A 24,224-nucleotide genomic window follows, 5' to 3' on the forward strand; every position below is an offset into this window, starting at 1 on the left:
TCTTTTAGGAACATATATCTAAAAATGATGTTTGAACCCCGGACTGATTTGTGATGTACGCGTGTGAGGGCTGATTATATTTCTATGAATTCTGAATTTTCAAGAATCTTGTCATAGTCTAAGTTAACTTTTTCTTCTTGTTGTAATATTTCATTTAGCTCCACAGAAGTTCTAGCTTTTGTTGAGATTGCACAATATTCAGGAAGTTTTATTGAATATTCGTAAGTACCTATTTTCCTAGCTACTTCTACGATCTCCTCCTTATCAAATCCTATTAAAGGTCTAAATATCGGGAACTTTATTCCATACTCAGTTACGTACAAGTTAACCATAGTTTGTGAGGAAACTTGTGATAATGATTCACCAGTAGTTATTGACTTAGCTGAAACTCTTTCTGATAATCTTTCAGCTACTCTATACATTATTCGTTTAAGCATGACTACTCTATTTCCTCTGTCGATTTGTGATAGTTTGATTAATACATCTGTGCCTTTTACAATGAACACTTTGATTTTATGTCCACCACTCCACTTTTTAATGACGTTAAGTTCATTAACCACTAACTCCTTATGCACATTGCCTCCTAAGTTAAAGTTCAAAATTATCGGTATCGCACCTCTTTTCATCATCATCCACGTTGCTACCGGCGAATCAATACCACCTGAAAATAATACTACTGTTTTCCCTGCAATTCCTACTGGTAATCCTTTAGGTCCTTTAAAGTTTTCATGATAGAAGTAAGCTAAGTTATTTCTTATTTCTATGAATATCTCTATTTCTGGATTCTCTAAATCTACTCCTTTTGAAAAAGGAAATAATGCCTCACCTACTTTTCTCTGTACCTCTAAACTAGTAAAGTTGTGATAACCTACCCTTTTAGCTCTTACAGCGAAAATTTTCCCCCTTACTATATCACTGAAAATTTGTTTAGCTCTATCTATAATATCTTGTAAATTACTAAATTCTGTTACTATTACTGGTGAAAATGAGGCTATGCCAAAGATCTTGCTAAGTTTCTGCGCGAGATCATTAATATTATCGTTATTGATTTCCAAGAAAATTAATCCTTGAGATCTCCACAGTTTTCCCTCTCCTATTATATTTCTTATATTAGTAATTAATGTATACTCAAAATTTCTCCTAGATCTTGGAGACTTTAGAGCGATTTCACCTGAGGGTCTTATCATGATTAGCATTACTTCTCACCCTCATATAGTGCAGATATAATTGAACTGCGTGCCTGCAAAACTTCTCTCCACATTCGCATTCAGATTCTATAATTTTAAATCCGTCAATCCTTATTTTTACGTGATAACTTCCAGTTGCACATCTAGCATCTACGAATCCTTCTATAGAATTGCTATTAATGGAAATTATTCTTATCACAATGTAAAAGATAGAAGCTAAAAAAGAAAAATTTACCTTTTAACTTTCATGCCCAATAGGGAGTAGGTGTAGAGGACGTCGTTGTAGAGGTGGATCCACTCATAGATGTACTAGTTGAAGAAGATGAAATTTCGGGGGCAGTTAATATCCATGGTACAGGTTTGAAGAATGTTAAGTTTACAACTACACCGTTTCCGATTATTATAGGATCTTCAAACATATACCCTTTAGGTCCCCATGTCCACATTGTTACGTTCTGACTTGGTGTTAAGATTAAGGTTATGAATGGATTAGCTAGGCCAGTAACGGAGTTTATAGTTGAGTAACTAAAGGTTACGTTTCCATTTATTGCATATGCAAAGGCTAGTATTGGGACTTGACCATTAGGCGCAGCACCAGCATTAGCTGGGTTATAGAATACCACTGAGAAGTTGAAAACGGTTAAGTTTCCAGAAGGTGTAACTATTTTTGTATTAGGTTGTATCACTACTATCATGTTTCCTGCTACTGCTACTCCTCCTTGAGTTCCATTTATCTCGTAACTATATACATTCACTGGGGTTAGCCCATATGCAGGACCAACACTCACTTGAACTGGCTTAGGCGTAGATGCAATTGGAGTCTGTGCAGACTCGAAAATCCATATGACTGGCTTAAAGAATTGCACATTTACCATTATTCCATTTCCATATAACCAATGATCTAAGAATTTATAGCCTCCACCGATATATGCTGTGCCATTGTAAGTTCCGCCAAACCAAGTCCATGAAGTCCATGTATTTGGAGCCCATACTATTGTTATTGGAGCTTGAGCTTCAACTTTGCCATTGACTGTTGTAACAAGTGATATAGTTGGTGTTATTTGGTTATTTACTGCGAAGGCAAATGCGTACAATGGCGTAAGATTAGGTGTAGCTGGTGGTGAATAAATTGCCTCTAAACTAAATGTTACTAGTGAGAAGTTATAAACAGATAACATTGTTCCATTAGCTAATTCTGCATAAGTGTGTGGTTTCACTATAACCATTATATTACCTACTTGTAAAGTATATCCTTGGTTACTGCTAGCATTTACAGTCACTGTGGCTTCTCCATTAACCTTCATTATTGGTTCATTTAAGTTATAATATATAGTATCCGATAGAGCATTAACCTCAGTGGAATTCCATACTTCTTTAGTTATTTGCCAGCTGGCAGTTGTTGTGTTATATGTTAGATACGCAGTAATGTCTACGTGAATATCGTATATCATTGGGAAATTGGGTTGACCTTGGTTTACAAATCCAAAGAATACTGTATCATTAGCTATTACTTCCGCTGTGGCATTTGACGGAGATAGATAAACTTTCACTGTTGGTGGTATTGCAGTACCATTAGGTAATAGGTTTTGTGCATAGGTTAATGCGAAAACGAAGTACGAGTCCCAACTATTAAATACGCTTTCTATTTGAGACGTTCCATTATAGGTGCCTACTTTAAATACAGTAGGTAGTTGACCCATTAATATTAATTGTCCATTAGGGGCAAAGTTCTGAGCTATTACGGAGGCTGGGAATTCTGCACCTAGCGCATTTATTTGTGATAGAAATTCTTCAAGAACTTGGTTAGCCTGCATTGAGTGTTGTGATGGATAACCAGCAATTACGGTAGAAGGTGATACCTCATTACCTTTCCATAGTAGTTCAGTGATTTCTGGCACACCATGTATGTACTGTACAATTATCGTGTTGCTTGCATTGAAGACTTGTAGATAAACTGGGTCTGCAGTAGGTGCTACGAAATATTGTACTACATCAGTGATGTTAAAGGTATTTCCATTAATTTGGGTTACTGTAGGCAAAGCGGTAGTATAGAAGTACACAGTTTCGTATGTCCCAAAGAAGTTAGCAAGCCATGTATTATTAAATGTAGTTAAGTTATAAGTTCCTGCAAATGGTTCACCGATAATATTAGCGGTAAAATTGGAAGCTAAGAATGGAACCACGTCAGCAGGAGATTCTATTGCAATACCGTCATAGAATTGCATTACCACTGATAATGCTGCACCTGGTTTATATCCAGAAACGTTCAGTTTGCTTATTTGTTGTAGCATCTGTTCATATAATGTTTTATAATAAGTGTAGTTAGATTCTGCTTGTTGGTACAGTGTATAGTTACCCTTTGCTTCTGCTAGAAGTGCATTGTACATACCTTCTAGAACCTTATATTCGGAAGCTAACTGTGAGTATGTTTGATTCAATTTGGTATAATTACCTTGTAGTGCAGTATACTGCTCATTTAAAGATTGATAATTACTATTTACACTAATGTATTTAGAGTTTACTACGGAATACTCATAAAAACCTATTGCTGCTATTATAACTAAAATTATAGCTACAATAGCGAACCCTATCGTTTTCATATCCGCCATTTTAGATCGTGAAGTTAATTGAAGCATTTATAAAAAGTTTTTACCCAAATCTAGAATCTAGTTACATGAATCAAAAAACCGAAAGAGTAATTTCACCAAGTTTTTCTAATATTCATTTGCATTTTTGATTGATTTAGATAATATTATCAACCCTAAGGTTACTGATGTCAGTAGTGTCAATAGTGCAGAATTTGCTTGAATATTCCCTATACTAACTAAGGAGGGTATTAGGAATCCACTTAGTGACGCTAAATTCATACTAGGTCCTATCTTTCTAACTTCAATACCCATAAGTCTTACAATAATAGGCAGAAGAGAGTTAAACCCTAGTCCAAATACTGTGAAGGGAATAAATATCCATGTCTTTAGTGTGATAAATGCCAAGAAGCCAGTTATGCTTATTATTATTGAGCTTACTAATGAAATGACTCTAATATTCTTAATAGCTGGCAACGCTAAATAAGCTATGAATGAGATCGAATACGCAATTATCGTCTCTTTTATAGCTAATTCTTCTCCTAATAATGATGGGACTATTTGCAATATATATGCAGGTTCAAATCCTAATAGGAATATTAATAATGCCTCCCAAGAAAATGCAATCCTATTTTCTCTAGCATTTATTGGTAATCTTAAATTAGCATTAGAGTTTTTGCTGAATAAGAGAAATATGATTGAAAATGAACTCGCTATTAGAGTGTACTTTCCTATAGCGAATGTAATAAAAGCTGCTAATAGCCATCCTAATGCCCAACCTCCCATAGTCATCCCAATTATTATTTTACTTTTGCTTTGGGTTGCAATTTCTACAGCTGCTGACGTAGATAAGCCGAACAAAACCCCAGTTAGTATTCTTAAGAGCAATAACAGAATAGAGCTATTAGTAAAATATTCTATAATATCAATAACTCCCATGCTTCCCAATGAATAGTAGACCACTCTATTGATACTCATTCTGGTTACCAGAAGTGGATAAGTTAAAGGAGTTAGAGCTCTACCTATAAATGGCGCACCAATTAGCAAGAACTCTAGTAAAGTGGAGTATTTGAAGTATTGTAAGTAAAATACAAAGTTGACAAGATAGTAGGAGGATAGGGTGAAACTTAGAATTGGTAATATTGTAACGTTCTTCAGCGATATTTTTGTACCTAACATTTCAATCTAGATATATACTTTTCAATTTAAATTTAAAGTTATGTGCAAGTTATGTATAAATTGCTTAAACACTACTATGTTAATAATTATTTTATATTAACACGATATTATCATTATGAGATGCTTAAATTCTATCTAAAGCTAAAATCAATCTCCATTGATAATAATGTACGGACCCGGCGGGATTCGAACCCGCGACCACCGGCTCTCTTCCTTAAATAAGTTAGGAGGCCGGCGCTCCATCCTGGCTGAGCTACGGGTCCAATCAAGATATTAAATTATCATTTAACCATTAAAGTTTTTCCTCTTAGTTAATGACCCAAGGTCCCTTAAAGATTTTAAAATAATTTTCTAGAAACATGTTATTTAATACATTAGAAATTTTTTGCGATTTATATAAAATTAAAAAATCATTACTATATACAGCTTTACTAGATATGATGATTTCCTTATCGGCTTTTGTAACAGTTCTTGCGTTGATATTCTTTTTCTTTAGTATAGATATTATATTACCACTTTTGCTTAGTTGACTATCCAAGATGATCTCGCAATTTATTCTTAATTTTTCACAATATTCCGTAATCAAAAGTAATACGTCAGTTATCATATCACTATCTTTATATTTTCCTAGACCCAAATCTCTAAAGAAACCATCATCACATAAAAATATATCTTCACCATTTATCGCAGAAATCAATGTTAAAGCTAAATTATATCCATCTACTACTATTTCTTTCTCATTAACTATCTTATGTTTAATAATTCTGATTTCTTCATCAGAATGAACACAACGATATAATAAGAGTCTTTTCGCTTGGGACAAGTTATATCTTGCTGTTATAGCATCTAAGGCAATTTTTCTGGGATAACCTCTATTCAAAAAATACTTGTAATCTATGTAGGCTTCTTTTAAAGAATCTATTTCATCCATAATACTCTCTTACAAAACTTTTCTTAAGATTTCCAATACCTCTTCCTTGCTCTTTTTATTTTCCATCATGATATTAGCGAAAGTACCTCTTCCTCCTCCTCTTCCTCCTATCTTTCTTAGCTCTTCTACGATTTTGTCAACCTTTAGATTTTCTGCTGTAGCTATTTGAATCCTATTCCCAGATATTGATAATGCAATGGTACTTTGAGGAATAGTCAATCTTCTCATTATCTCTTTAATTTCCTCCTCGTCATCAACTCCTTCAACTATATATACTTTTATTCCATTTATCTCATAGGGCTTAAGATTACTTATTATGATGTTTTCGAACATTTTCCTATATTGTGCTAGTAATCTCTCATTTTCTTCCTTTTCATTAATTACCCTTTTTAATCTACTAGATAATTGACTTGGAGAAGCACCTATTATCTTTGATGCCTCATTTAGCATTCGCTCTGTTTCTCTAATGTAGTCTATTAGTGCTGATCCCGCTACGTACTCAAGTCTAATTACGCCATCTTGAATTTTTTCTACATTAGTTATTTTTACCGCACCTATCTCACTTGTATTACTTACATGAGTTCCGCCACAACTTTCTATGTCCCAGTCTTTTATTTCCAATAATCTAATTGTTGCAGAATTGGGAACCCCACCCTCATATATGGAGACTCCATATTTCATTTCAGCTTCCATTCTATTGATTTCTATGGCTCTAACTGGTCTTCTATCTGCTATTATCTTATTTGCATTGTCTTCTATTAGTTTAATTTCCTCCTCACTTAATGGCTTATGATGTGTAATATCTAACCTTCCTTTCTCCGGGGTTTTCTCTGCACCAGCTTGCCATACGTGATCTCCTAATACTTTCTTAGCTGAGGCGAGTATTATATGCGTAACTGTATGATGTCTCATTAAACGATATCTCCTTTCCCAATTAATCTCTCCTTTTACTACATCTCCAATATCTATCGTTGGTTGTTCCTTCAAGACGTGAACTACAACATCATTTACCTTTTGCGTGTCTATTACCTCATATTTTTTATTCCTTTTCTCATCTATGATGAAGCCAGTATCACCTAATTGACCTCCTCCTTCCGGATAGAATGCAGTTCTATCTAAGACCAAATAGTTTTTGTGTACGCCTATCACTCTTCCTTCAAATGATCTCATATACTGGTCTTTATAGTATAATTTTTCAGTGGGTTGTAGTTTCATAGCGTAATCTATTACGTCTTTAGGTAGTTTAGCCTTCTCAGTTTTATCCTTGATTCTCGAAGTCTGATGCCTTTTTGCAACTAATGCATAAAAGTTACGAGGTACCTCAATCTTAACGCCTCTTTTGTTAAGTTCGTCCTCTAATAGATCGGGAGGTATCCCATTAGAATCATATATCTGTACTAGATCTTCTACTGAGATCTCCTTCTTCTTTGACAAACTAGACGCAATAGATGGAATTTTATCTAATATAGTTTCAAATCTCTGTTGCTCTAATTCTACTGCATCCAAAATGTAATCTTTATTTTTTAAGACTTGTGGGAAATCTTCTTTCCAGAAATCTATCTGCTCCTTCAATAGTTCATACAATCTTACATCTGATTTAAGTAGCTTCAAGACTCTCAGAGCTCTTCTTATAACTAGCCTACCTAGATATCCCTCACCTGAATTAGAAGGTACCAGACCATCAGCAAGCATAAGCATAATTGTCTTAGTGTGATCAAGAACTTGAAACACTTTAGCAGCTCTATCTAATTCTTCGTCGACCCTTTTTAGTTCAATTCCAAGTTTCTCGCTAACCATTTTTCGATGCAATTTTATAGTTTCTGGATTATCTGGGTCAATTCTTCCAGCTAATCTGGATGCTATCTTTAATAGTTCCTCATCTACATAAGGTACACCTATTTTATCAAAGAATTTGTAAACCAGATTACCATATATCGCATGAAATGCTGAAGGTGTTTTTTGAGTTATCCAAGCTATTCTTTCTACACCATATCCAGTATCTACAATTTTCAATTTTAATGGAGTATAAGTACCATTTTCCTCAATTTTGTACTGCATGAATACTAAAGTAGCTAATTCTAATCCACCAACAGTAACTTCTAAACACGGTCCAGCATTTCCTCCTCCTTCCCACCATGACTCTTTAAAATTTAACTCTTCCTCTGGAATTCCTAATTCTTTTGTAAAGAATTCTGTAGCATAAGATGTAGTTTCATCCTTCCAGTATACGTATTTGTCTGGATAGTTGAAAGCGTGGTGTGCTGCCATTTCGAAAGTTGTTAAGTGCCTTCCAAATGTTATTCCTACATTATCTATATCCTCTAATCTTATAGAAGGCTGAGAAACCACTAATGGATTTGCAGGAGGGGGAACTAAACCACTGGTGACATGTGGTTGAAAATCAACAATACTCGCTATCGTTAAATATAGATCTTCTCTCCACCTAGCTAATACTGGTTTAGGTGGTATTACGGTATGTCCTCTTTTTTCAAAGAATGATAGAAATTTTTCTCTTGCCTCTTTTACGGTCAATGGTGAACTTTTTATATCTATATCAAAGAAATAATAGTCCGTACAAGGAATATCCGCACAATATTCTCTTTTTTCATCTTTAGTCCAAAATGGAGTCTTACACGATTTGCATATTTTTCGCTTAAAATCATTCTTTAAAAAGAAATTTAATCTATATTCCTCTTCTCCAGACTTCATGTGATAAAAGAAAAGTAGTTGAAGCTTAAAAAGTAAAGTCTTAACCAAATAGTGATGATAGTCCGCTTGCTATTTCTTCTTCGCTTGGTCCTTTCTTTTCTTCTTCCTTCTTCTCTTCTTTCTTTTCTTCTGCAGGTTTTGCTTGAGTAGCTTGTGGTTGCGCTGCTACAGCTACTGGCATTGCTGCTGCATTCTTTAATACTTCATCTATGTTTACCTCTTTTAGTGCCGCTACTACAGCTTTTAGTCTAACTTCATCCACGGTTATTCCAGCTGCTGTTAATACGTTCTTTAAACTATCTTCATTTATTTCTTTTTTAGCTGAATGTAATAGGAGACTTGCATATATGTACTCCATTCTTTTTCACACTCCACATTTTTGTCTTAAGTTAATAAATTTTTATCATCCAAATAGTGATGATAGTCCGCTTGCTATTTCTTCTTCGCTTGGTCCTTTCTTTTCTTCTTCCTTCTTCTCTTCTTTCTTTTCTTCTGCAGGTTTTGCTTGAGTAGCTTGTGGTTGCGCTGATGGTAGTTGTACTCCTAAATCTACTTTTCCACTAATAGCCGAAGCTATAGCATACGCTCTTGATACCGCCTTAGATATTACAAATTGTGCAGATTCCGGTGTAATATAGCCTATTTCAGATGCTATGGAGATAGCATTTCTGAATGACTTGCTAATTGTAAATCTTAGCACTTCTGGTTCAGGATAAGCTATTTCCACTGCAAGGCTAAACGCATTTCTATAAGCTTCTGCTACATTATTTCTATAACCCTCTAAATCAAGCTTTAGTTCTTCTGCAGGAATTACGAGATTTTCGTGATAAGCAGCTTTTATTTTTAATTTGACAAATACTGGCATTATTCCGAGTTTTTGCAGGATTGGCAATGCATCAGCAGGAATTACGTCCCCTGGTTTAGCTATTGTCGTATCTTTTACTACGTGAACTTTACCATCTTGCACTCTAGTTTGTACTTTTAATTTTCCGAATACGCTTAGTATAGGACCAGCTGGCATTCCAGTATCTCCAGCTGGAATTACAACTTCTTCTTCTGCCTTATCACCTGGCATTGCGTATCTTCTCAGTTTATAATTTTCGAAAAACATACTTATCGAGAATGGGTTATCTTTAGTGAATATGAAGACGTTAGGCCCCGTTAGATATTCTTTTAGCTTTTCTACATTTATCCCCGCGTTCTTAGCTGCTATTTCAAATAAAGTATTTTTAGTTACTTTTATCACTGCTCTTCCTCTCAATTTTTTCCTTATTTCGTGTAATTTGTCTGCAGGGAAACCTTCAAGGCTCCCAATTAATATTGTATTGTTATTTTTAATTAACTCAGTAAGCTCCTTTACTTCTTCTACTTTCCAGCTAGCAACTTTTCTGTGTTTTAGTACTAGTGCCAATTTTATTCACCCTAATTCTACTTTAACTACTTTACCCATAGTTGTTTTTACGTATATATTCCTTACTTTCTGTGCTAGTCCCTTAGTTTCTATTGTATTTAGTACTGAAAGTGCGTTCTCAGCTAAGTCTCCTATTTGCTGATCTTCAGTACCTATAAATACTTGTGTCTGTGGTTGATCTTTAGTTTTAACTATAGTCGACCTCTTAAATCTTAATATATATTCGGTTATATCTGCAGTATTTGGTAATGGAGTTGGGAACTTTCCTCTGGGTCCTAAAGCTGGACCTAAAATTCTACCTACTAATGACATTGAATCAGGGGCTATTAGGAACCAATCATTTTGACGTGCAAGTTTTTTAGTTGCTCTTTTGTTTCCCTGTAGCTTTTGAAGTTCCTCTTTAGTTAATATCACATTAGGTTCAGCTTTTTTGGCGTACTCTAATTGTTGGATAGTAGGTACAACTAACACTTTCTTTGATTTAGATGGTGGTTTAGGTAATACCACAATCTCCCTTAATTTCAATTCTCCCTTTTTCACGTCTACTTCCTTAAAAGTTATTATTAATTCTACGCTCTGCAAGAAATTTCTTTTAGGATTATTTTCCGGAGATAAGGCTAGTTTAAGTGAAGCTTCTAAGTTATTTCTGTCAACGATTGGCATTTTATTCCTTCACCTCATTCCATTCGTTCTCAAATTTGGCTAATAAATCATCATATTTACCTTCTTCCACTTCTTTTACCAAATCATGGGGATCTCTATTTTCCACAGTTAGTCCTATAGATTTAGCGGTACCTAATATACTCTTAACTGCTGCTTTCAGTGACTTTGCGGTTAATCCTGGTTTTTTCATTATCGCTACCTTAATCACTTGTTCTAGCGTGAGATTTCCTATTTTCTTATGCGCAGGATCTCCAGAAGGTTCATTTGCACCAGCTTCTTTTAGTAATAATGCAGTTGTAGTGGGTATGCCAACTTTTATTTCATATTTCTTAGTATTAGTATCAACTTCTATTGTTACTGGTACTGACATTCCTTTAAAGCTAGCAGTTGCTTCATTTAATTTCTTTACAACTTCACCAACATTCAATCCTAATTGTGAAAGTGTTGGGGCTAATGGCGGTCCTGGTTTTACATTACCTCCTTCTACCATTATCTTTATTGTTTTTGAGGGCATATTCTATTCACCTTTTTGACACCTTAATTTGATCCAGAGGAACTGTGACTTGTAATGGAAATGCAGATTCTAAAATATTTAACACTACCTCTCCTTTAGCCTCTTCTACTCTTACTACTTGTGCTTGTGTGCCCCTAAATGGGCCAGAAACCACTTCAACAATATCCCCCGGTTTTACTATGGGACCTACTGTCTTTCTCGATACGATTTTTAATATTTCATCTCTAGGTAGTAAACCTTGTGCCAATCCCCTAGCGTTTCTTATTCCAGAAATCAAAGTTTTAACAACATGCAAGCCTTCTGCTTCTAATATCACATACCCTTTCAAATTAGGTGGTACAATTATTGCATATACTCCCTTAATATTATTAGTCTTTATTCTCTCTTCTAACATTAGCGCTACGTTTATTTCTTGTCCTCCAATAACCTTGACAGCATAATAATTTCGCATATTTGGTTTTTCCACAAACTCACACCCCAATTAGTGTTAACGCAAGCTGAATTATGTAGGCTAATACACCTATTACGACAAGTACAAGTAAAGTAACTTTGAGATTAAGTGTAAAGAAATTCCTATCTGGTTTCCTGGCTACTGTAATTATCCTATTCCAATCCTCTCTGAGTCGTCTAAACCATCCTATTATCTTATTTGAGCTCACACTAATTTATATTTAGTTTAAGGTATTTAAGTTAACCGAATAGCCTTTTAATAAACCATTCCGCGTCAAATGGGATTAAGTCATCGTAACTTTGACCTACTCCCAAGTATCCTACTGGCTTATTAAGTTCATAAGCTAGAGATAGCACTACACCTCCTTTCACGTCAGCATCAACTTTGGTTAGTATCACCAGATCAAAGCCCACACTATTTTCAAAATACTTAGCCTGCTCTAATGCATCATTGCCACCTAAAGAATCAAGGACCAGTATTCTTATATTTGGTTTGGCAATTTTTAAAATTCGTTTCAATTCATTAATTAAATCAGCATCTGTATGCATTCTACCAGCAGTATCTATTAGAACTACATCTATATTTCTACTTTTAGCTGCTTGGATTGCATCAAAGGCTACTGATGCAGGATCAGCTCCGTACTTACCTCTAACCATAGGTATTTCTAAGTTTTTTGCGTGTATAGCTAGTTGTTCCTGAGCTGCTGCTCTAAAGGTGTCTGAAGCTGAGATTATAGAAGAAATCCCGTTCTTTTTTAGCATATACGCGAATTTTGCAATTGTAGTAGTTTTACCTACACCGTTTATTCCAAAGAATACTATTACGTAAGGTTTTGGTGATTTTTTGATCTCTTCTAATACGTCAATGGACCTATTTTTTGTTAATACTTCTTCTATAGATTTTTTTAAGGATTCCGTAACTATTTTTTCCAAATCTTCGCTTCTTCTAATTTTCTTACCTATCAGATTCGTTTTTAGGTCTTCAAGAATTTTTTCAGTGACTTCATACGAGACATCACTTTCCAGTAATTGGTATCTTAGCTCCTCTATTAGTTCTTCTACATCCTTTTCTTTAATCTCCTTATACTTAAAGATATCGAATATACTTCCACTACTTTTCTTTTCAGTGATCTCTTCATTCTCTTTTTTCATCTGTTCAGCTTGTTGTGGTGGTAAAGCATTGTTATTTTGCTGAGAGACACTAGTAGATGCTTCAGAAGGAGAAGGTTTTTGTTCGTTTAAAGGTTTTTCTTCTTGTTCGCCTTTTAGTTTATCTATAAAATTAGAAAAAGCTTTTTTTAACTTATCAAAACAAATTATTCACCTTGTTGTTCTCGTCTTGCAGCAGCTTGTTGTATTTGATTTAAGATATCAACAATTTGATTATATGCACTCGCAGCTTTTTGTAATTCATTATTTAGGCTTTGCGCTGCTTTATTCATTTCATCTTTTCTCTTATCCAATATTTTGATGGCAGTATCTAAATCGACTTCCGCATAGTATGATAACCCCAAATGTATAGTAACCTTGTCCCCTACAATTCCTCCTACTCTAGCTAAAAGATAGCCTTTCCTATCTATAAAAACTAACATTTCCTTACTCCCGCTTTTTATTGTCTCGATGGCTTGTTTTGCAGCATCTATCGAACTAATTGACTCTAATAATTCTAACTGTGTCTTCTGTAGGGAATCTATATATCTTTTCAAGTAGTCTGCTTGTGCTATTAAATCTTCTAACGTTATACCTCCTTGACCCTGACTCATGTGTATCACACTATAATCTTATCAATTTTACCTAATTCTCTTAATCTTCTATCAGGTATTTCATCTTCCTTTATTTCGCTAATTTGTTCTATTTTTATGTTATATCGTTTTATTTTGTTCTTACTGCCTAAATACGAATAAACATATTCTATAGCCTGTTTTTCATTCATAGCTCTAACTATCTTTACAAACTTCCTTCTTTCTGGATAGTGTGATTCTCCGAATAGCGCAGTTCCTTTAACAACGTAAATTTTTATCTCACTCATCTCACTCACCTAATGCTTTTTGAATTCTTAAAATCTCTGGACCCGTAGTAGACGATCCAACTAACGCTCCTTTATCGTTCGCTACTAAGCCACTCCTTATAAAAACACTGCCAAAATTTACAGTACCAATATCTATCTTAACTCCAAATAATTTTTCTAATTCTTTTAATTCATTCTCGCTAGTATCGACATGAACTAAGCCACCCTTATTTGTCACTACTCCTACAGAGCCTACTGTTACCATTTGAGCTATTTTTCCTCTTCTAACTTCCTCTACACCTAACGTCTCCTTTATTATCTTTTCTTCGATATCATTAAATTCAGGGTAAATAAGAGCTGCTTTATCATTAGCAAGTATGGTATTTCCCAGTGCTGTTACCTTCGAGTTTAGTACCTCAACTCTACAATCTTTAAGGTTATCCTTTAGGAACTTTACTTCATCATCGGTAGTGGACTTGGGTAGTAATATTCCATTGTCATTACCACTTATGAAAATACCTAGTAGAAAACTTCTAGAAACTTCAGCTTCTATAAGTTCAGTACCTAATATTTGTACTATATTTTCCTTAGTTACAGTATCTAATCCTTTAGGGATTATCGTATATCTATTATTGGTATAAATATAGACTCCAATATTATCTGTCCCAAAAACTGATAGCCTTTGTAGATTCATTTACTTTTAATAGCGAGTCTTACAAGATATATTTTTTCTCCTATCTTACTAACTACTACTCTAACCTTACCTACTATCTTGTCATCTCCATTTTTTGATATTGATCTAGTCAAAAGTGGGTCTATGACAACTTTTTCTGCATTAAAATGTCTTAATACAATTTTCCTGATAAATTTTATCGCCCTTTTACTTCTTCCCGTTCTTTTGCCAGTCTTAATTTTTCTTAAATTAATTACCATTTCAAAATTATCCTTCTCCTTCATTCATCACACCTTTAAATCATTTCTTCTCCAATTTCTTCTTAAGGGATTAAATCTAACTCTTCCATTAGTCTTTAATACTACCCATATGGGTATTGGCGAATTCGCTTTCAGAGCCTTACCTAATCTATACTTTTTCGCTACTGGCTTATTTCTACTCATTTCCATCCCCTTTCTTTTATTTGTATTCTGAAATCACGTCTATTTTGTTGCGAGATTTGCTCTAATATTTGCTTTAGTTCATCATCAGTTATTGGTACTTTAATTCTACCAGATTGTGCCAATGCGATTAATTGATTCTCTAAGGATTCTGCAAATTCTGGTTTAACTAATTTTATGTTAGTCAACCTTTGTCGGGCCTCAGGCGTTAATATTACCCTTAAGATTGACTCTTTTTGTGCTTCAAGCTCGGCTTTCCTTCTTTTTTCTTCTTCTAATCTTTTCTGTTCTTGTGCAGCTTTCCTTCTTAACAATTCTTCTAGTTCTTCATCATCATATGAATTTGGGGCGGACACATTTAACACCTCTTTATTCTAAATACACTTTCAAAGAAGTATTACTCTCAGCCAGCTCTTTAAATATTTCTAGTGCTAGTTTATCTAATAGTGATCTTCCTTTAGGGCTTAAAATTCTTCCCTTGTTTTTTATCTTCTGAACTAATCCGGCTTTTTCTAATTGCTGAAATATTAATCTGTTGGCATGACCAGGAGCCTTTACAAATTTTTCTGGCCTAGTTCCCCTTCTTTTTCTCCCTCCATAAATTATCCTAGTCTTTTCCACGCCTATGGTCGAGTTTACATATAATTTTCTAAGCAGCGAGGCAGCTCTTATGTACCACCAATCATCTACATTATCTGGAACTCTCTCTTTAAAACTGGCCGTTTTAGCTAATAATGCCCAATCTGGTGGGACAACAGTCTTTACATTCTCCTTTAAATACATTGCTAGTCTCTTTATCAAAACGTCTGGAGGTACCATTTCTGCTGTTATCATTATAAGACTCCATTAGAATCGTGGTATATAAGGTTTAAAATTTATCCTTTTTATTAACATATGATCTTGTATGGAATTTTACATAGCCGATTTCAGACAGATCAAAGAAGGTAAAATTACAGACGTGTACTTTGAGAGGACATTAAAAACATTAGAGCATCTAGGTATTAAGGATGCTAAAGTTAGAATGGAAATACACTCTTACGGATTACCTAAAGGATATGAATGGGCTGTTTTCACGGGTTTAGAAGAGGTCCTTCATTTACTAGAGGGAGTTCCAGTTAACGTATATGCCATGCCGGAAGGTACATTATTTAAGGAAATAGAACCAGTGATGATAATAGAAGGTAATTATTTGGATTTCGGTATTTATGAAACAGCATTCTTAGGTATACTAAGACATTATTCTAGTATATCAACTAAGGCTGCTAGACTTAAGAGTTTAGCAATGGACAAAACATTATTTTTCTTTGGTTTAAGATCTCTTCACCCAGCATTAGCCCCAATGGCAGATAGAGCAGCATACATAGGGGGTATGGACGGTGTTTCTGGTTCAATGAGTAAAGAGTATTTGGGGATTGAGCCTTCTGGTACCATGCCTCACGCTTTAATGCTTATTGTTGGTGATAATGTTAAGGCTTGGAAGGCTTTTGATGAAGCAATGGGACCAGAAGTTCTCAGAATAGCATTAGTTGACACATTCGAGGATGAGAGAACTGAGGCATTAAAGGCAGCAACTCTTCTAGGAAAGAAATTATACGGTGTGAGGCTAGACACCCCATCAAGTAGAAGAGGGAACTTTAGAAAAATTATCCAAGAAGTTAGATGGACACTAAAAATACATGGCTACGATCATGTTAAAATATTTGCAAGTGGAGGAATAGACGAGGATGACATAATTGCTCTTAAAGATGTAGTGGACGGATTTGGAGTTGGGACTAGCGTTGCCTTTCCTCCTAGTGTGGATTTCAGTGCAGACATTGTTGAAAAATATATTGATGGGAAATGGGTGCCTTTTACGAAGAGAGGAAAATGGCCTGGAGCTAAACAAGTATACAGATGTGGAAAGCTAAATGACACTATTACCTTATTTGATCGTGAACCTCCTTCTTCAGAATGTAAACCATTACTTCAAAAATATCTCGAAAATGGCAAGATTATAAAGCCATTACCTTCTCCAAAAGAGATAAGGGAATATGTAATAAAACAATTAACTGAACTATCCTCCTAACCGTTTATTATGACTTCTTTTTGATTTTCTATACTTCTATTGAATGCTATTTCGGTTATAGGTTCCATTCTTCTTATTGCGTTATATAGCCTTAAGTTAAATGCTCTTAACACGGCTAATAAGCTGGGCGACTTGACCTCTCTTAGCATCTCTTCCGATATTATTGCCTCAGTGATTAAAACCCTTCTTAAGGTTCTTAATTCTTCCATAACTTCGTTTATCAGAATAGTATCTTCTTTAGCTAGGACCTTTACTGCATGATCTATTACTGAAGAAGTTTGTTCTATATACATATTTATTCTATTCCACAGTTTCTTTATTTCCTCTAGATCTGAAGGATGTAAGGATAACAGATCTAATGCTATTTCACTTATTTCATCAGCAGCCTCCTCTATGGCTTTTATTAATATTCTATTTCCTACAATCTGTATCCTCTTAACTCCTATCATATACGCTAAGCTTCTGTTCATTTGAGCCAATAATAATTGCCTTAAGGCAAGATAATAGAGTCTATCTATTTCTTTTTCTAACTCTACTACTTCTTGTAGGAATGTTCTACTCGACTCTTTTATTCCAAGATCTAGATAATGAAGCATTTGTTTTATAGAATTAGATAACCTATTTATCAAGTTGTTCATCGTATATTTAGTTGGATCTAAGAAAGATTGAATTTGAATCGAATCTGTTGTTTGTGAAACAATTTCTAATCCAATTAGGTTTCTAATGGTATCTTTAACCTTTCTTAAAATATCTTCCGTAAAGATTCCATTCTTACTCTCTATATCTATTCTATCATAACCTAAAATGTAAAGTGAATATAGTACTCTGCTTACTAATTCTCCTTGAACTGTTTCATTTTGTACAATGACCTTCATCTCCTTTGATTTGCTTTCTGCCTTTAGGTTAGGCGGATATACTTTGAGACTTCCATCCTCATCAACTTCAAGATATACACTTTCTCCCGGGCTTAGTCCTACTTCTTTAACCCATTCTGCAGGTAAAGAAACCATTAGTGTGGATTTGCCAAATTTTTGAACTCTTCTAACTTCCATTGAATACTACCTCCACTTGTATCATACAGTTCAAAGTTTATAAAAGTAGTTTTATACTATACTATACTATTTTTACCTCGGGTATTTCTCCAAACATCTTAGTTAATACTGGGCTTCCATTAGTTGGTATCATCCTTACACCGTATGGTTTTCGTTTTGTATATTGAATATAGTATATCGATTTCAATATATTTTCAAATGTAAGTAAATCTGAATGTATTCCTACCATATCAATACCTGCTACGCAAACATAACTCATTAGTAACAGATCCTTTAAAGTCAAGCTTCCCTCCTTCACTCTTTCCTTTAGCAGATTGTCCTCAGCAACTGGCAACATAAGTTCTGAAAAACCTATTGGAGTTATCCTATTTCTCCATACTCCTTCAAATATTTCTCTGTTAATTTCTGCTATAGTCCATAAATTGGAAATGCTGAATATTTTATTACTTCTACTTTCTATGATCTCCCCTACACTATCTTCCATCCATGGGGATAAAGAGGCATCTATACCCAAGTATTTTATACCCAGTTTTCTCTCTAATTGCCTGCCTATCGCATCTGCTTTAGATAGGGCTTCATCTATTTTTTTCTCCTTGAATTCCTTGACATATAATAAAGATATTGCAAATGAGACATATAATGTGTTGGCTGAAGATGTCGGAAAATATGGGGTTGTTAAAAAATCTTGATTAAATAGTAATGCAAACCTCGATGCTTCTTCAGGTTCTAGGCTAATTAATAATTTTGACAATTCCCTTAAATTTTCAGTAGTTTTTACTAATACGTGAGCATATATTCTGTTGTCAGTTTTTAAAATATCTTTAATCTCTCCTATTCTTTTATCTTTTTCTTGAAGACTGACCAAACTAAAAATTATATCTTTGTTTTTAGATGGTAAAAACTCAATTAATTTACTTAGGCTTAAGTCCTTAGGAGTCGGTGGTAGGGAGAGTCTTTTACTCCAAATATAGTTTTCATTTAATTTACTTAGCTTATCGGTATTTTCATCAATTTTTAGATAGTCATTGACAAATATTGTTATAGCTCTTATCATCATTCTGATTACACGTTTATAATCTTTGCAGAAGTTTAAATCATTGATGAATAAGATTACTATTTTACTTGCAGATAACAGTATGGATAAGCTTTATCATGGTCTTGTAATAGCTTTAGGTGCTAAGGCACTAGGTTGGAGTGTGAAATTTTTTGTAACGTCACAAGCAGTAGTTCTCTTTACGAAATCAAAAAAGGGAAAGGCAAGGCTTGATTTACCCTTTTTTGCAAGATTTTTCGTTAAGATGCAAATGAGAAGGCTTAATATCCCTGACGTGGAGAAATTAATTTTTGAAGCTATTACTCAAGGTGTGGAATTTTACGTCGATGAGGCCGGTTTAAGGCTTGTAAATGCAAAAAGAGAAGATCTATTGGACAAAGTTAAATTGTCTGGCAGTATATCATTTTTATTGGAAGCTAGAGATTCTGATGTGGTGATTACACTTTGAAAATTATTAAGTCAGATGATATATGTCCAGTAATTCTAACTAATGTACTTAAAGAATGGACATCGTTGAAAAACGGTGAAGAGGAGGAATTAGTCATAATTACTAGTTGGGAAGCAGTTGGACAAGAATTAGAGAAATGGTGCAAGGAGACTAACAATATATTTCTTGGAGTATCAAAGAGAGACGATAAGTTTGAAGTAAGACTTAAGCTCATTAAAAATAAATAATAGTTCCTCATAACTAGAAATTCGGTAGATCTATATTGTGTCAAATCACCTAAACGTATTCTCAAATGAGCAAGAACTATTAGAGGGTATGTGGCCTACTCCTCTACTAAGACTAAGAATAGGAAATGACGTATGGGCAAAATTAGAATACTATAATCCTTTTAGTAGAAGCGTAAAAGATAGAACTGCGTGGTTTCTATTTAAACAAGCTTTATTGAATAATGCAAAGCATATAGTTGAGGCTACTTCTGGAAATACCGGGATAGCATTAGCGTCACTATCAGCAATCTATGGAGTGCAATTTACCATGTTCCTTCCAGTTGTATCACCAAAAGTATACAAGGTTTTTGTTAAGTTATTAGGTGGCAATCTTGTTGAAGCAGGAAATTCCACTAACGATATAATACCTTTAGTGAAGAGATTTGCTCAAATAAGCGGGGCACTAAATCTAGATCAGTTCAATAATCCCATAAATGTAATAGCCCATTACGAAACCACTGCAAAAGAAATAGACGAACAATTGAAATCAATAGGAAAGAAACCTGCACGTATAATAGCTACAATGGGCACAGGTGGTCACTTGGCTGGAATAGCTAAGTATTTTAAAGAGAAATACGGTAATGAAGTTGAAATAGTAGGAGTTCAACCAGCTGAAAATTCTAGAATACCCGGTATAAAAAGGCAGAATGGGTCTAATAGTTTGCTTAGAGATGTTAAAATAGATCGCGTGATCGACGTTACTTTAGAAGAGGCAGTAAATGGTGTAGTAAGTATTGCAAGATCATCTGGAATTTTAATAGGCATAAGTGCAGGTGCTACAGTATCAGCGTATAAGAAGATAGGAGATATATCTTCCACTACGGTACTCATATTTCCAGACGACGCTTTTAAATACGTTGATATACTAGAGCAAACTTTAAAAGAGATTTAGTAATAAGCAAATAACTGTGCCAGAAGTAATAGTTATAATGAACAAGAAAGGAGATATTTTGGATTTTTCTCCCAGAAGCCTAGATATATCAAAATTTTTATCAAAAGAACCTAATGAGATCTATGATGACGGAGAATTAATAAGGCTAAGAATAAATATAGCAAACGATGTTTAAAAGTTCATACAGCCAGTCAAGAATTATAAAGAAGGATGATGGACTATATGTTCAAAAATGCTATATGACAATCTTTGGAATAAAATGGTATTTTATCTCTACTTTCTTTTGGAATTACCCTTATGTCGCAGATCCGAAGGAAAGATTTACTAGAGAACTCGATTTCTTCTTAGATAAGTGGAAGGATATAGTAGTTGTACCTAAATTAATTGACATAGATGCTAAAGAGCTTTGTATAACTAGAGAATATATTGATGGAGACGAAATAGGTGAAGAGAATATAGAGATCGTTGCAAAAGGTTTAAGAGAGATTCATGACACGGGATATGTATTAGGAGATACTAAGATAAGTAATTTCGTGATAGTTAATAAAAGTAAGTTTGCAGTTATAGATGCTGAACAGTCTTTCAGATCCAATAATTCATATTATAAAGCTTGGGATTTAGTGGTATTATTTTTGTTTCTAAGTTATAAAATAACAAATCCAAATCATTTTCAAGAAGTCTCTAAAAGATTCCTAAATGAATATAATCCAGATAAAAACATTGTAAAAGAGTTTTTCAATATAAAGAACATAAGCCTAATGGGGTTATATCCTCCAACTCATATTTATATATTAAAAAACCTAATGAGTAATTTTTATTAAAATACTGCTTGTATCTTTTATAGTCTCTATGCTAGAGTCCAAAATTCTTGAACCACAAACTGGGCATCTATAATAATATCTTATTACCTTTCTTGTACCATCAGTACTTTCAGATTCTGCTATGAAGTCCATCTTTATTTTGCATTTTGGGCAAATTACTGCATTCATACATGTGTTTATAATCTTTTGAGGTAAAAAAGCTATTAATGATTGACAGATTTGGTAGACCACTAGAGGATCTTAGAATAACACTGACTCATGTATGTAATTTCCAATGTTTCTTCTGCCATATGGAAGGAGAGGAAGGGATGGAAAATGGATTGAATAAAGATGAGATACTACTTGTCGCTAAAGTTGCTAAAAAATTTGGTATAAATTCAGTGAAACTGACTGGTGGAGAACCTACATTGAGAAGAGATTTAGCTGAAATAATACAAGGACTGAAACAATTAGGGTATAAAGATGTGTCAATGACTACCAACGGATTTCTTTTGAAAGATCTAGCACCTAAACTAAAACTAGCTGGATTAGATAGGATAAACATTAGTCTTCATGCAGTCTCGAGAGAAACTTTCAAGAAAATAACGGGAGTAGATGCCTTTGACAAGGTAATTGAAGGTATAAAAGAAGCGATAGATGAAGGTTTAAGGCCAGTTAAATTAAATTTCGTAGTAAATAAACGAAACTTAGCCGAGGCTTTTAAATTTATTGAATTAGCGCAAGACTTAGGTGTTGATGAAATACATCTTATAGAACTCCATCCAGTGGGATTAGGCAAAACTGCCTTTAATGAACATGATGATTTAACTAAAATAGAAGAGTATATTTCAAAGATAGCAATTAAAAAGCAGATTAGAAAGAAGCACTTTAGGCCACGTTATATTCTATCTTCTGGTCTAGTTGTTGAAGTAGTCAAGCCTTATGCAAATCCCATATTCTGCGCTGGATGTAATAGGATTAGATTATCTGTTGATGGTAAACTGAAAACATGCTTATACAGAGAGGATAACATAATAGACATTTTAGATATCTTGAAAGCAAATTATCCTAAAGACGTTAAAGAAGAACTATTAGAAAGGGCTTTTATGATAGCAATAGCTATTAGAGAACCCAATTTCAAATATAAGATATGAATAAACTAAGAAAACTTCAAACAATCCTTGAAGATAAAAAAGAAGCTTGCGCTGTAATAATAGGCTCTCCAAATTTATTCTATTTTCTAGAATATAGTGGAGTTGGAGCTTTAATCTATTGTGACGCTCGTTTTACTTTGCTTGCTCCCGCTTTAGATATGTACAGAGCTAGTAATGTGAAGGATGTTGATGTGCTAATTTACTACCCATCTAAAATAGCTGAAAACGTAATAGAAGGGAATATGTTCAAGGCTATTGAAAAAGTTATCAATGAAAAGAGTAATATATTGTTGGATGTCAATTGGGTTGATGCAAATACATATAAAACTTTATCAGAAAAATACAAGATAAGTGATATTTCCAATGATATAATAAAATTAAGAGAAATTAAAGATGAAGATGAGATAGAAAAAATAAGAAAAGCTGGCGAAATTACTTCTACAGCGATGAAAATTGGTATGGAGAGATTAACTGAAGAAGTTAGTGAAAAACAAATTGCAGGTATTATAGATATGACTATGAAATCTGCCGGAGCCGAAGATTATGCCTTTCCCTCTATAGTTGCCTTTGGTGAGAATACCGCATATCCCCATCATATTCCTACAGATCGTGTATTAATGAATAATGATATTGCACTTTTTGATATAGGTGCGAAGTATAATGGTTATTGCTTTGACAGCACTAGAACTTTCGTTTTTAAGAACAATGAGGCAAAGAAAATTTATGAAATAGTTTTGCAAGCGCAATTAGAGGCCATAGATGCGGTTAGAGACGGAGTTACAGCATCAGAGATAGATAACATTGCTAGAAAGGTTATTGAAAAAGCTGGCTATGGCAAGTATTTTATGCATTCAACTGGTCATGGTGTTGGTGTAGAAATCCATGAAAGTCCAGCTATTTCTATGAATTCTAAGCAAGTACTAAAGGAAAATATGGTTATCACTGTAGAACCCGGAATATATCTTAAGGGCAGGTTTGGAATACGTATAGAAGATACGCTTATCGTAACTAAAGGTAAACCAATAGTGTTAGAGACAACTTATAAACTATTGTAGAAGTTTTTTAACAAAATAGTTATAATTGATTTCTTCACCAAACTATAAATGGTATGCAGAAGACAGAATTGGATAATCAAAATCTAGTGGAAGAGATAGCGAGAAGAATAAGAGAAATTTTAGAACTATTGGGAGAAAACCCAGAAAGAGAAGGACTAAGAGAAACTCCAGAAAGGGTAGCAAGAGCTTTGTTAGAAATGACTTCAGGGTTAAGAACACCACCCCCGAAAATTAAGGTTTTTAGCTTGGGCGCTGATGGAGGAGTATATGAAGAAAATCAAATAGTGTTAGTAAGAGATGTTAATTTTTCATCGCTTTGTGAGCATCATATGTTGCCAATAATTGGAAAAATTCATGTAGCATATATAGTTGGTAATGGCGGTAAGGTAGCGGGGTTTAGCAAAATCATCAGAATTGTGAATTATTATGCGTCACGTCTTCAGATTCAAGAAAGATTAGTGGAACAAATTGCCGATGCAATAATGAATAGTGAAATAAAACCTAAGGGCGTTATGGTAATTGGCAATGCTATACATATGTGCTCGTATGTTAGAGGCGTTAAGGATAAGGAAGCGAAGTTAGTTTCGGTTGCATATAGGGGATTATTTAAGAATAATAAGGCATTACAAAATCACGTCTTCAGATTACTAGATAATACAAATAAGGTAAACTTATTATAGAGTTTTTT

The 24,224-nt window shown here is 34.1% G+C and carries 32 protein-coding genes and 1 tRNA gene; 9 read left to right on the forward strand and 24 right to left on the reverse strand.

Annotation, left to right across the window (positions count from 1 at the left end; translation table 11 throughout):
- Positions 1-74: 74 nt before the first annotated feature.
- The 21 genes from thiI to V6M85_RS11550 all read right to left on the reverse strand — a co-directional run bounded on the left by thiI (position 75) and on the right by V6M85_RS11550 (position 15,584).
- On the reverse strand, positions 75-1,196 hold the full coding sequence (gene thiI / locus V6M85_RS11450; RefSeq protein WP_338600176.1) for a tRNA uracil 4-sulfurtransferase ThiI: 1,122 nt from the start codon (positions 1,194-1,196) through the stop codon (positions 75-77).
- Positions 1,168-1,386, reverse strand: a complete 219-nt coding sequence (locus V6M85_RS11455) for a hypothetical protein (RefSeq protein ID WP_338600179.1) — start codon at positions 1,384-1,386, stop codon at positions 1,168-1,170. The genes thiI and V6M85_RS11455 overlap by 29 nt, the downstream gene beginning before the upstream one ends.
- Before the next feature lie 46 nt (positions 1,387-1,432).
- Complete coding sequence (locus V6M85_RS11460; RefSeq protein WP_338600182.1) at positions 1,433-3,796, reverse strand: hypothetical protein; 2,364 nt, start codon at positions 3,794-3,796, stop codon at positions 1,433-1,435.
- Between the two features lie 105 nt (positions 3,797-3,901).
- The gene (locus tag V6M85_RS11465; protein ID WP_338600185.1) at positions 3,902-4,951 is read right to left on the reverse strand and encodes a transporter; all 1,050 of its coding nucleotides are present in this window, start codon (positions 4,949-4,951) and stop codon (positions 3,902-3,904) included.
- A 171-nt stretch (positions 4,952-5,122) separates the two neighbouring features.
- Positions 5,123-5,214 (reverse strand) — tRNA-Arg (locus tag V6M85_RS11470).
- Between the two features lie 44 nt (positions 5,215-5,258).
- Entirely contained in the window at positions 5,259-5,882 is a 624-nt protein-coding gene (locus tag V6M85_RS11475) for a DUF434 domain-containing protein (protein WP_338600188.1), read from the reverse strand.
- Positions 5,883-5,891: 9 nt separating this feature from the next.
- On the reverse strand, positions 5,892-8,591 hold the full coding sequence (gene alaS / locus V6M85_RS11480) for an alanine--tRNA ligase (protein WP_338600191.1): 2,700 nt from the start codon (positions 8,589-8,591) through the stop codon (positions 5,892-5,894).
- A 40-nt stretch (positions 8,592-8,631) separates the two neighbouring features.
- Entirely contained in the window at positions 8,632-8,949 is a 318-nt protein-coding gene (rpl12p, locus tag V6M85_RS11485; protein ID WP_338600193.1) for a 50S ribosomal protein P1, read from the reverse strand.
- Positions 8,950-8,994: 45 nt separating this feature from the next.
- A complete protein-coding gene (locus V6M85_RS11490; protein ID WP_338604777.1) occupies positions 8,995-10,008 on the reverse strand; it encodes a 50S ribosomal protein L10 in 1,014 nt (337 codons plus the stop codon).
- A complete protein-coding gene (locus V6M85_RS11495) occupies positions 10,009-10,665 on the reverse strand; it encodes a 50S ribosomal protein L1 (RefSeq protein WP_338600196.1) in 657 nt (218 codons plus the stop codon).
- Position 10,666: 1 nt separating this feature from the next.
- The gene (locus tag V6M85_RS11500; protein WP_338600199.1) at positions 10,667-11,179 is read right to left on the reverse strand and encodes a 50S ribosomal protein L11; all 513 of its coding nucleotides are present in this window, start codon (positions 11,177-11,179) and stop codon (positions 10,667-10,669) included.
- 7 nt (positions 11,180-11,186) lie between these two features.
- Positions 11,187-11,645 carry a transcription elongation factor Spt5 gene (locus tag V6M85_RS11505; RefSeq protein ID WP_338600201.1) on the reverse strand — a complete coding sequence of 153 codons (459 nt, stop codon included), beginning with the start codon at positions 11,643-11,645 and terminating at the stop codon, positions 11,187-11,189.
- A gap of 4 nt (positions 11,646-11,649) precedes the next feature.
- On the reverse strand, positions 11,650-11,838 hold the full coding sequence (locus V6M85_RS11510) for a protein translocase SEC61 complex subunit gamma (protein ID WP_338600204.1): 189 nt from the start codon (positions 11,836-11,838) through the stop codon (positions 11,650-11,652).
- A gap of 31 nt (positions 11,839-11,869) precedes the next feature.
- A complete protein-coding gene (gene ftsY, locus V6M85_RS11515; RefSeq protein WP_422398142.1) occupies positions 11,870-12,949 on the reverse strand; it encodes a signal recognition particle-docking protein FtsY in 1,080 nt (359 codons plus the stop codon).
- Positions 12,946-13,392 carry a prefoldin subunit alpha gene (gene pfdA, locus V6M85_RS11520; protein ID WP_338600210.1) on the reverse strand — a complete coding sequence of 149 codons (447 nt, stop codon included), beginning with the start codon at positions 13,390-13,392 and terminating at the stop codon, positions 12,946-12,948. Before pfdA ends, ftsY begins: the two co-directional genes overlap by 4 nt.
- 5 nt (positions 13,393-13,397) lie before the next feature.
- Entirely contained in the window at positions 13,398-13,658 is a 261-nt protein-coding gene (gene rpl18a, locus V6M85_RS11525; RefSeq protein WP_338600213.1) for a 50S ribosomal protein L18Ae, read from the reverse strand.
- A 1-nt stretch (position 13,659) separates the two neighbouring features.
- Positions 13,660-14,331 (reverse strand): translation initiation factor IF-6, encoded by a 672-nt coding sequence (locus V6M85_RS11530; protein WP_338600216.1) that lies wholly within the window; start codon positions 14,329-14,331, stop codon positions 13,660-13,662.
- On the reverse strand, positions 14,328-14,594 hold the full coding sequence (locus V6M85_RS11535) for a 50S ribosomal protein L31e (RefSeq protein ID WP_338600219.1): 267 nt from the start codon (positions 14,592-14,594) through the stop codon (positions 14,328-14,330). Before V6M85_RS11535 ends, V6M85_RS11530 begins: the two co-directional genes overlap by 4 nt.
- Before the next feature lie 3 nt (positions 14,595-14,597).
- Positions 14,598-14,753: a 50S ribosomal protein L39e gene (locus V6M85_RS11540; protein WP_338600222.1), complete on the reverse strand. Its 156-nt coding sequence runs from the start codon at positions 14,751-14,753 to the stop codon at positions 14,598-14,600.
- The gene (locus V6M85_RS11545) at positions 14,750-15,106 is read right to left on the reverse strand and encodes a DNA-binding protein (RefSeq protein ID WP_338600224.1); all 357 of its coding nucleotides are present in this window, start codon (positions 15,104-15,106) and stop codon (positions 14,750-14,752) included. Before V6M85_RS11545 ends, V6M85_RS11540 begins: the two co-directional genes overlap by 4 nt.
- A 13-nt stretch (positions 15,107-15,119) precedes the next feature.
- Positions 15,120-15,584 (reverse strand): 30S ribosomal protein S19e, encoded by a 465-nt coding sequence (locus tag V6M85_RS11550; protein ID WP_338600227.1) that lies wholly within the window; start codon positions 15,582-15,584, stop codon positions 15,120-15,122.
- Between the two features lie 70 nt (positions 15,585-15,654).
- Here V6M85_RS11550 and V6M85_RS11555 point away from each other — a divergent pair, with 70 nt between their 5' ends.
- The gene (locus V6M85_RS11555; RefSeq protein WP_338600229.1) at positions 15,655-16,815 is read left to right on the forward strand and encodes a nicotinate phosphoribosyltransferase; all 1,161 of its coding nucleotides are present in this window, start codon (positions 15,655-15,657) and stop codon (positions 16,813-16,815) included.
- Here the strand turns inward: V6M85_RS11555 and V6M85_RS11560 are convergent.
- Both V6M85_RS11560 and V6M85_RS11565 read right to left on the reverse strand, forming a co-directional pair.
- Entirely contained in the window at positions 16,812-17,867 is a 1,056-nt protein-coding gene (locus tag V6M85_RS11560; RefSeq protein ID WP_338600232.1) for a phosphate uptake regulator PhoU, read from the reverse strand. The genes V6M85_RS11555 and V6M85_RS11560 overlap by 4 nt on opposite strands.
- 61 nt (positions 17,868-17,928) lie before the next feature.
- Positions 17,929-18,924 carry a DUF711 family protein gene (locus V6M85_RS11565; protein ID WP_338600234.1) on the reverse strand — a complete coding sequence of 332 codons (996 nt, stop codon included), beginning with the start codon at positions 18,922-18,924 and terminating at the stop codon, positions 17,929-17,931.
- Between the two features lie 43 nt (positions 18,925-18,967).
- Between V6M85_RS11565 and V6M85_RS11570 the strand changes: the two genes are divergently transcribed.
- The 5 genes from V6M85_RS11570 to V6M85_RS11590 are packed head-to-tail and all read left to right on the forward strand — an operon-like array spanning position 18,968 to position 21,348.
- The gene (locus V6M85_RS11570; protein ID WP_338600236.1) at positions 18,968-19,369 is read left to right on the forward strand and encodes a DsrE/DsrF/DrsH-like family protein; all 402 of its coding nucleotides are present in this window, start codon (positions 18,968-18,970) and stop codon (positions 19,367-19,369) included.
- Positions 19,366-19,596 carry a sulfurtransferase TusA family protein gene (locus tag V6M85_RS11575; RefSeq protein ID WP_338600238.1) on the forward strand — a complete coding sequence of 77 codons (231 nt, stop codon included), beginning with the start codon at positions 19,366-19,368 and terminating at the stop codon, positions 19,594-19,596. The genes V6M85_RS11570 and V6M85_RS11575 overlap by 4 nt, the downstream gene beginning before the upstream one ends.
- A gap of 37 nt (positions 19,597-19,633) precedes the next feature.
- Entirely contained in the window at positions 19,634-20,527 is an 894-nt protein-coding gene (locus V6M85_RS11580) for a cysteine synthase family protein (protein ID WP_338600240.1), read from the forward strand.
- Positions 20,528-20,543: 16 nt separating this feature from the next.
- A complete protein-coding gene (locus tag V6M85_RS11585) occupies positions 20,544-20,702 on the forward strand; it encodes a hypothetical protein (protein WP_338600242.1) in 159 nt (52 codons plus the stop codon).
- Positions 20,695-21,348: a serine/threonine protein kinase gene (locus tag V6M85_RS11590; protein WP_338600244.1), complete on the forward strand. Its 654-nt coding sequence runs from the start codon at positions 20,695-20,697 to the stop codon at positions 21,346-21,348. The genes V6M85_RS11585 and V6M85_RS11590 overlap by 8 nt, the downstream gene beginning before the upstream one ends.
- On the opposite strand, the gene V6M85_RS11595 is transcribed toward V6M85_RS11590, so the two are convergent.
- Positions 21,328-21,516: a hypothetical protein gene (locus V6M85_RS11595; protein WP_338600250.1), complete on the reverse strand. Its 189-nt coding sequence runs from the start codon at positions 21,514-21,516 to the stop codon at positions 21,328-21,330. The genes V6M85_RS11590 and V6M85_RS11595 overlap by 21 nt on opposite strands.
- A 38-nt stretch (positions 21,517-21,554) precedes the next feature.
- Here V6M85_RS11595 and moaA point away from each other — a divergent pair, with 38 nt between their 5' ends.
- From moaA to folE, 3 genes are read left to right on the forward strand one after another with little or no spacing between them, the layout of a single operon-like run.
- Entirely contained in the window at positions 21,555-22,481 is a 927-nt protein-coding gene (moaA, locus tag V6M85_RS11600; RefSeq protein WP_338600253.1) for a GTP 3',8-cyclase MoaA, read from the forward strand.
- Positions 22,478-23,536, forward strand: coding sequence for an aminopeptidase P family protein (locus V6M85_RS11605; protein ID WP_338600256.1), 1,059 nt, complete (start codon positions 22,478-22,480; stop codon positions 23,534-23,536). Before moaA ends, V6M85_RS11605 begins: the two co-directional genes overlap by 4 nt.
- A gap of 53 nt (positions 23,537-23,589) precedes the next feature.
- Positions 23,590-24,216, forward strand: a complete 627-nt coding sequence (gene folE, locus V6M85_RS11610) for a GTP cyclohydrolase I (protein WP_338600259.1) — start codon at positions 23,590-23,592, stop codon at positions 24,214-24,216.
- Positions 24,217-24,224 lie beyond the last annotated feature (8 nt).

It is taken from the genome of Sulfolobus tengchongensis, from assembly GCF_036967215.1.
GTDB classification, from domain to species: Archaea; Thermoproteota; Thermoprotei_A; order Sulfolobales; family Sulfolobaceae; genus Saccharolobus; species Saccharolobus tengchongensis_A.

What these genes read in the sequence shown, in the direction of transcription:
- alaS (WP_338600191.1), bottom strand. Translation starts at nt 8,591, where the DNA reads ATGAAGTCTGGAGAAGAGGAATATAGATTAAATTTCTTTTTAAAGAAT.
- thiI (WP_338600176.1), bottom strand. Translation starts at nt 1,196, where the DNA reads ATGCTAATCATGATAAGACCCTCAGGTGAAATCGCTCTAAAGTCTCCA.
- V6M85_RS11565 (WP_338600234.1), bottom strand. Translation starts at nt 18,924, where the DNA reads ATGATGATAAGAGCTATAACAATATTTGTCAATGACTATCTAAAAATT.
- rpl18a (WP_338600213.1), bottom strand. Translation starts at nt 13,658, where the DNA reads ATGAGTGAGATAAAAATTTACGTTGTTAAAGGAACTGCGCTATTCGGA.
- V6M85_RS11535 (WP_338600219.1), bottom strand. Translation starts at nt 14,594, where the DNA reads ATGAAGGAGAAGGATAATTTTGAAATGGTAATTAATTTAAGAAAAATT.
- V6M85_RS11595 (WP_338600250.1), bottom strand. Translation starts at nt 21,516, where the DNA reads ATGAATGCAGTAATTTGCCCAAAATGCAAAATAAAGATGGACTTCATA.
- pfdA (WP_338600210.1), bottom strand. Translation starts at nt 13,392, where the DNA reads ATGAGTCAGGGTCAAGGAGGTATAACGTTAGAAGATTTAATAGCACAA.
- rpl12p (WP_338600193.1), bottom strand. Translation starts at nt 8,949, where the DNA reads ATGGAGTACATATATGCAAGTCTCCTATTACATTCAGCTAAAAAAGAA.
- V6M85_RS11465 (WP_338600185.1), bottom strand. Translation starts at nt 4,951, where the DNA reads ATGTTAGGTACAAAAATATCGCTGAAGAACGTTACAATATTACCAATT.
- V6M85_RS11460 (WP_338600182.1), bottom strand. Translation starts at nt 3,796, where the DNA reads ATGGCGGATATGAAAACGATAGGGTTCGCTATTGTAGCTATAATTTTA.
- V6M85_RS11475 (WP_338600188.1), bottom strand. Translation starts at nt 5,882, where the DNA reads ATGGATGAAATAGATTCTTTAAAAGAAGCCTACATAGATTACAAGTAT.
- moaA (WP_338600253.1), top strand. Translation starts at nt 21,555, where the DNA reads ATGATTGACAGATTTGGTAGACCACTAGAGGATCTTAGAATAACACTG.
- V6M85_RS11540 (WP_338600222.1), bottom strand. Translation starts at nt 14,753, where the DNA reads ATGAGTAGAAATAAGCCAGTAGCGAAAAAGTATAGATTAGGTAAGGCT.
- folE (WP_338600259.1), top strand. Translation starts at nt 23,590, where the DNA reads ATGCAGAAGACAGAATTGGATAATCAAAATCTAGTGGAAGAGATAGCG.
- V6M85_RS11495 (WP_338600196.1), bottom strand. Translation starts at nt 10,665, where the DNA reads ATGCCAATCGTTGACAGAAATAACTTAGAAGCTTCACTTAAACTAGCC.
- V6M85_RS11570 (WP_338600236.1), top strand. Translation starts at nt 18,968, where the DNA reads ATGAATAAGATTACTATTTTACTTGCAGATAACAGTATGGATAAGCTT.
- V6M85_RS11555 (WP_338600229.1), top strand. Translation starts at nt 15,655, where the DNA reads ATGGAATTTTACATAGCCGATTTCAGACAGATCAAAGAAGGTAAAATT.
- V6M85_RS11605 (WP_338600256.1), top strand. Translation starts at nt 22,478, where the DNA reads ATGAATAAACTAAGAAAACTTCAAACAATCCTTGAAGATAAAAAAGAA.
- V6M85_RS11590 (WP_338600244.1), top strand. Translation starts at nt 20,695, where the DNA reads ATGTTTAAAAGTTCATACAGCCAGTCAAGAATTATAAAGAAGGATGAT.
- V6M85_RS11550 (WP_338600227.1), bottom strand. Translation starts at nt 15,584, where the DNA reads ATGATAACAGCAGAAATGGTACCTCCAGACGTTTTGATAAAGAGACTA.
- V6M85_RS11560 (WP_338600232.1), bottom strand. Translation starts at nt 17,867, where the DNA reads ATGGAAGTTAGAAGAGTTCAAAAATTTGGCAAATCCACACTAATGGTT.
- V6M85_RS11500 (WP_338600199.1), bottom strand. Translation starts at nt 11,179, where the DNA reads ATGCCCTCAAAAACAATAAAGATAATGGTAGAAGGAGGTAATGTAAAA.
- V6M85_RS11530 (WP_338600216.1), bottom strand. Translation starts at nt 14,331, where the DNA reads ATGAATCTACAAAGGCTATCAGTTTTTGGGACAGATAATATTGGAGTC.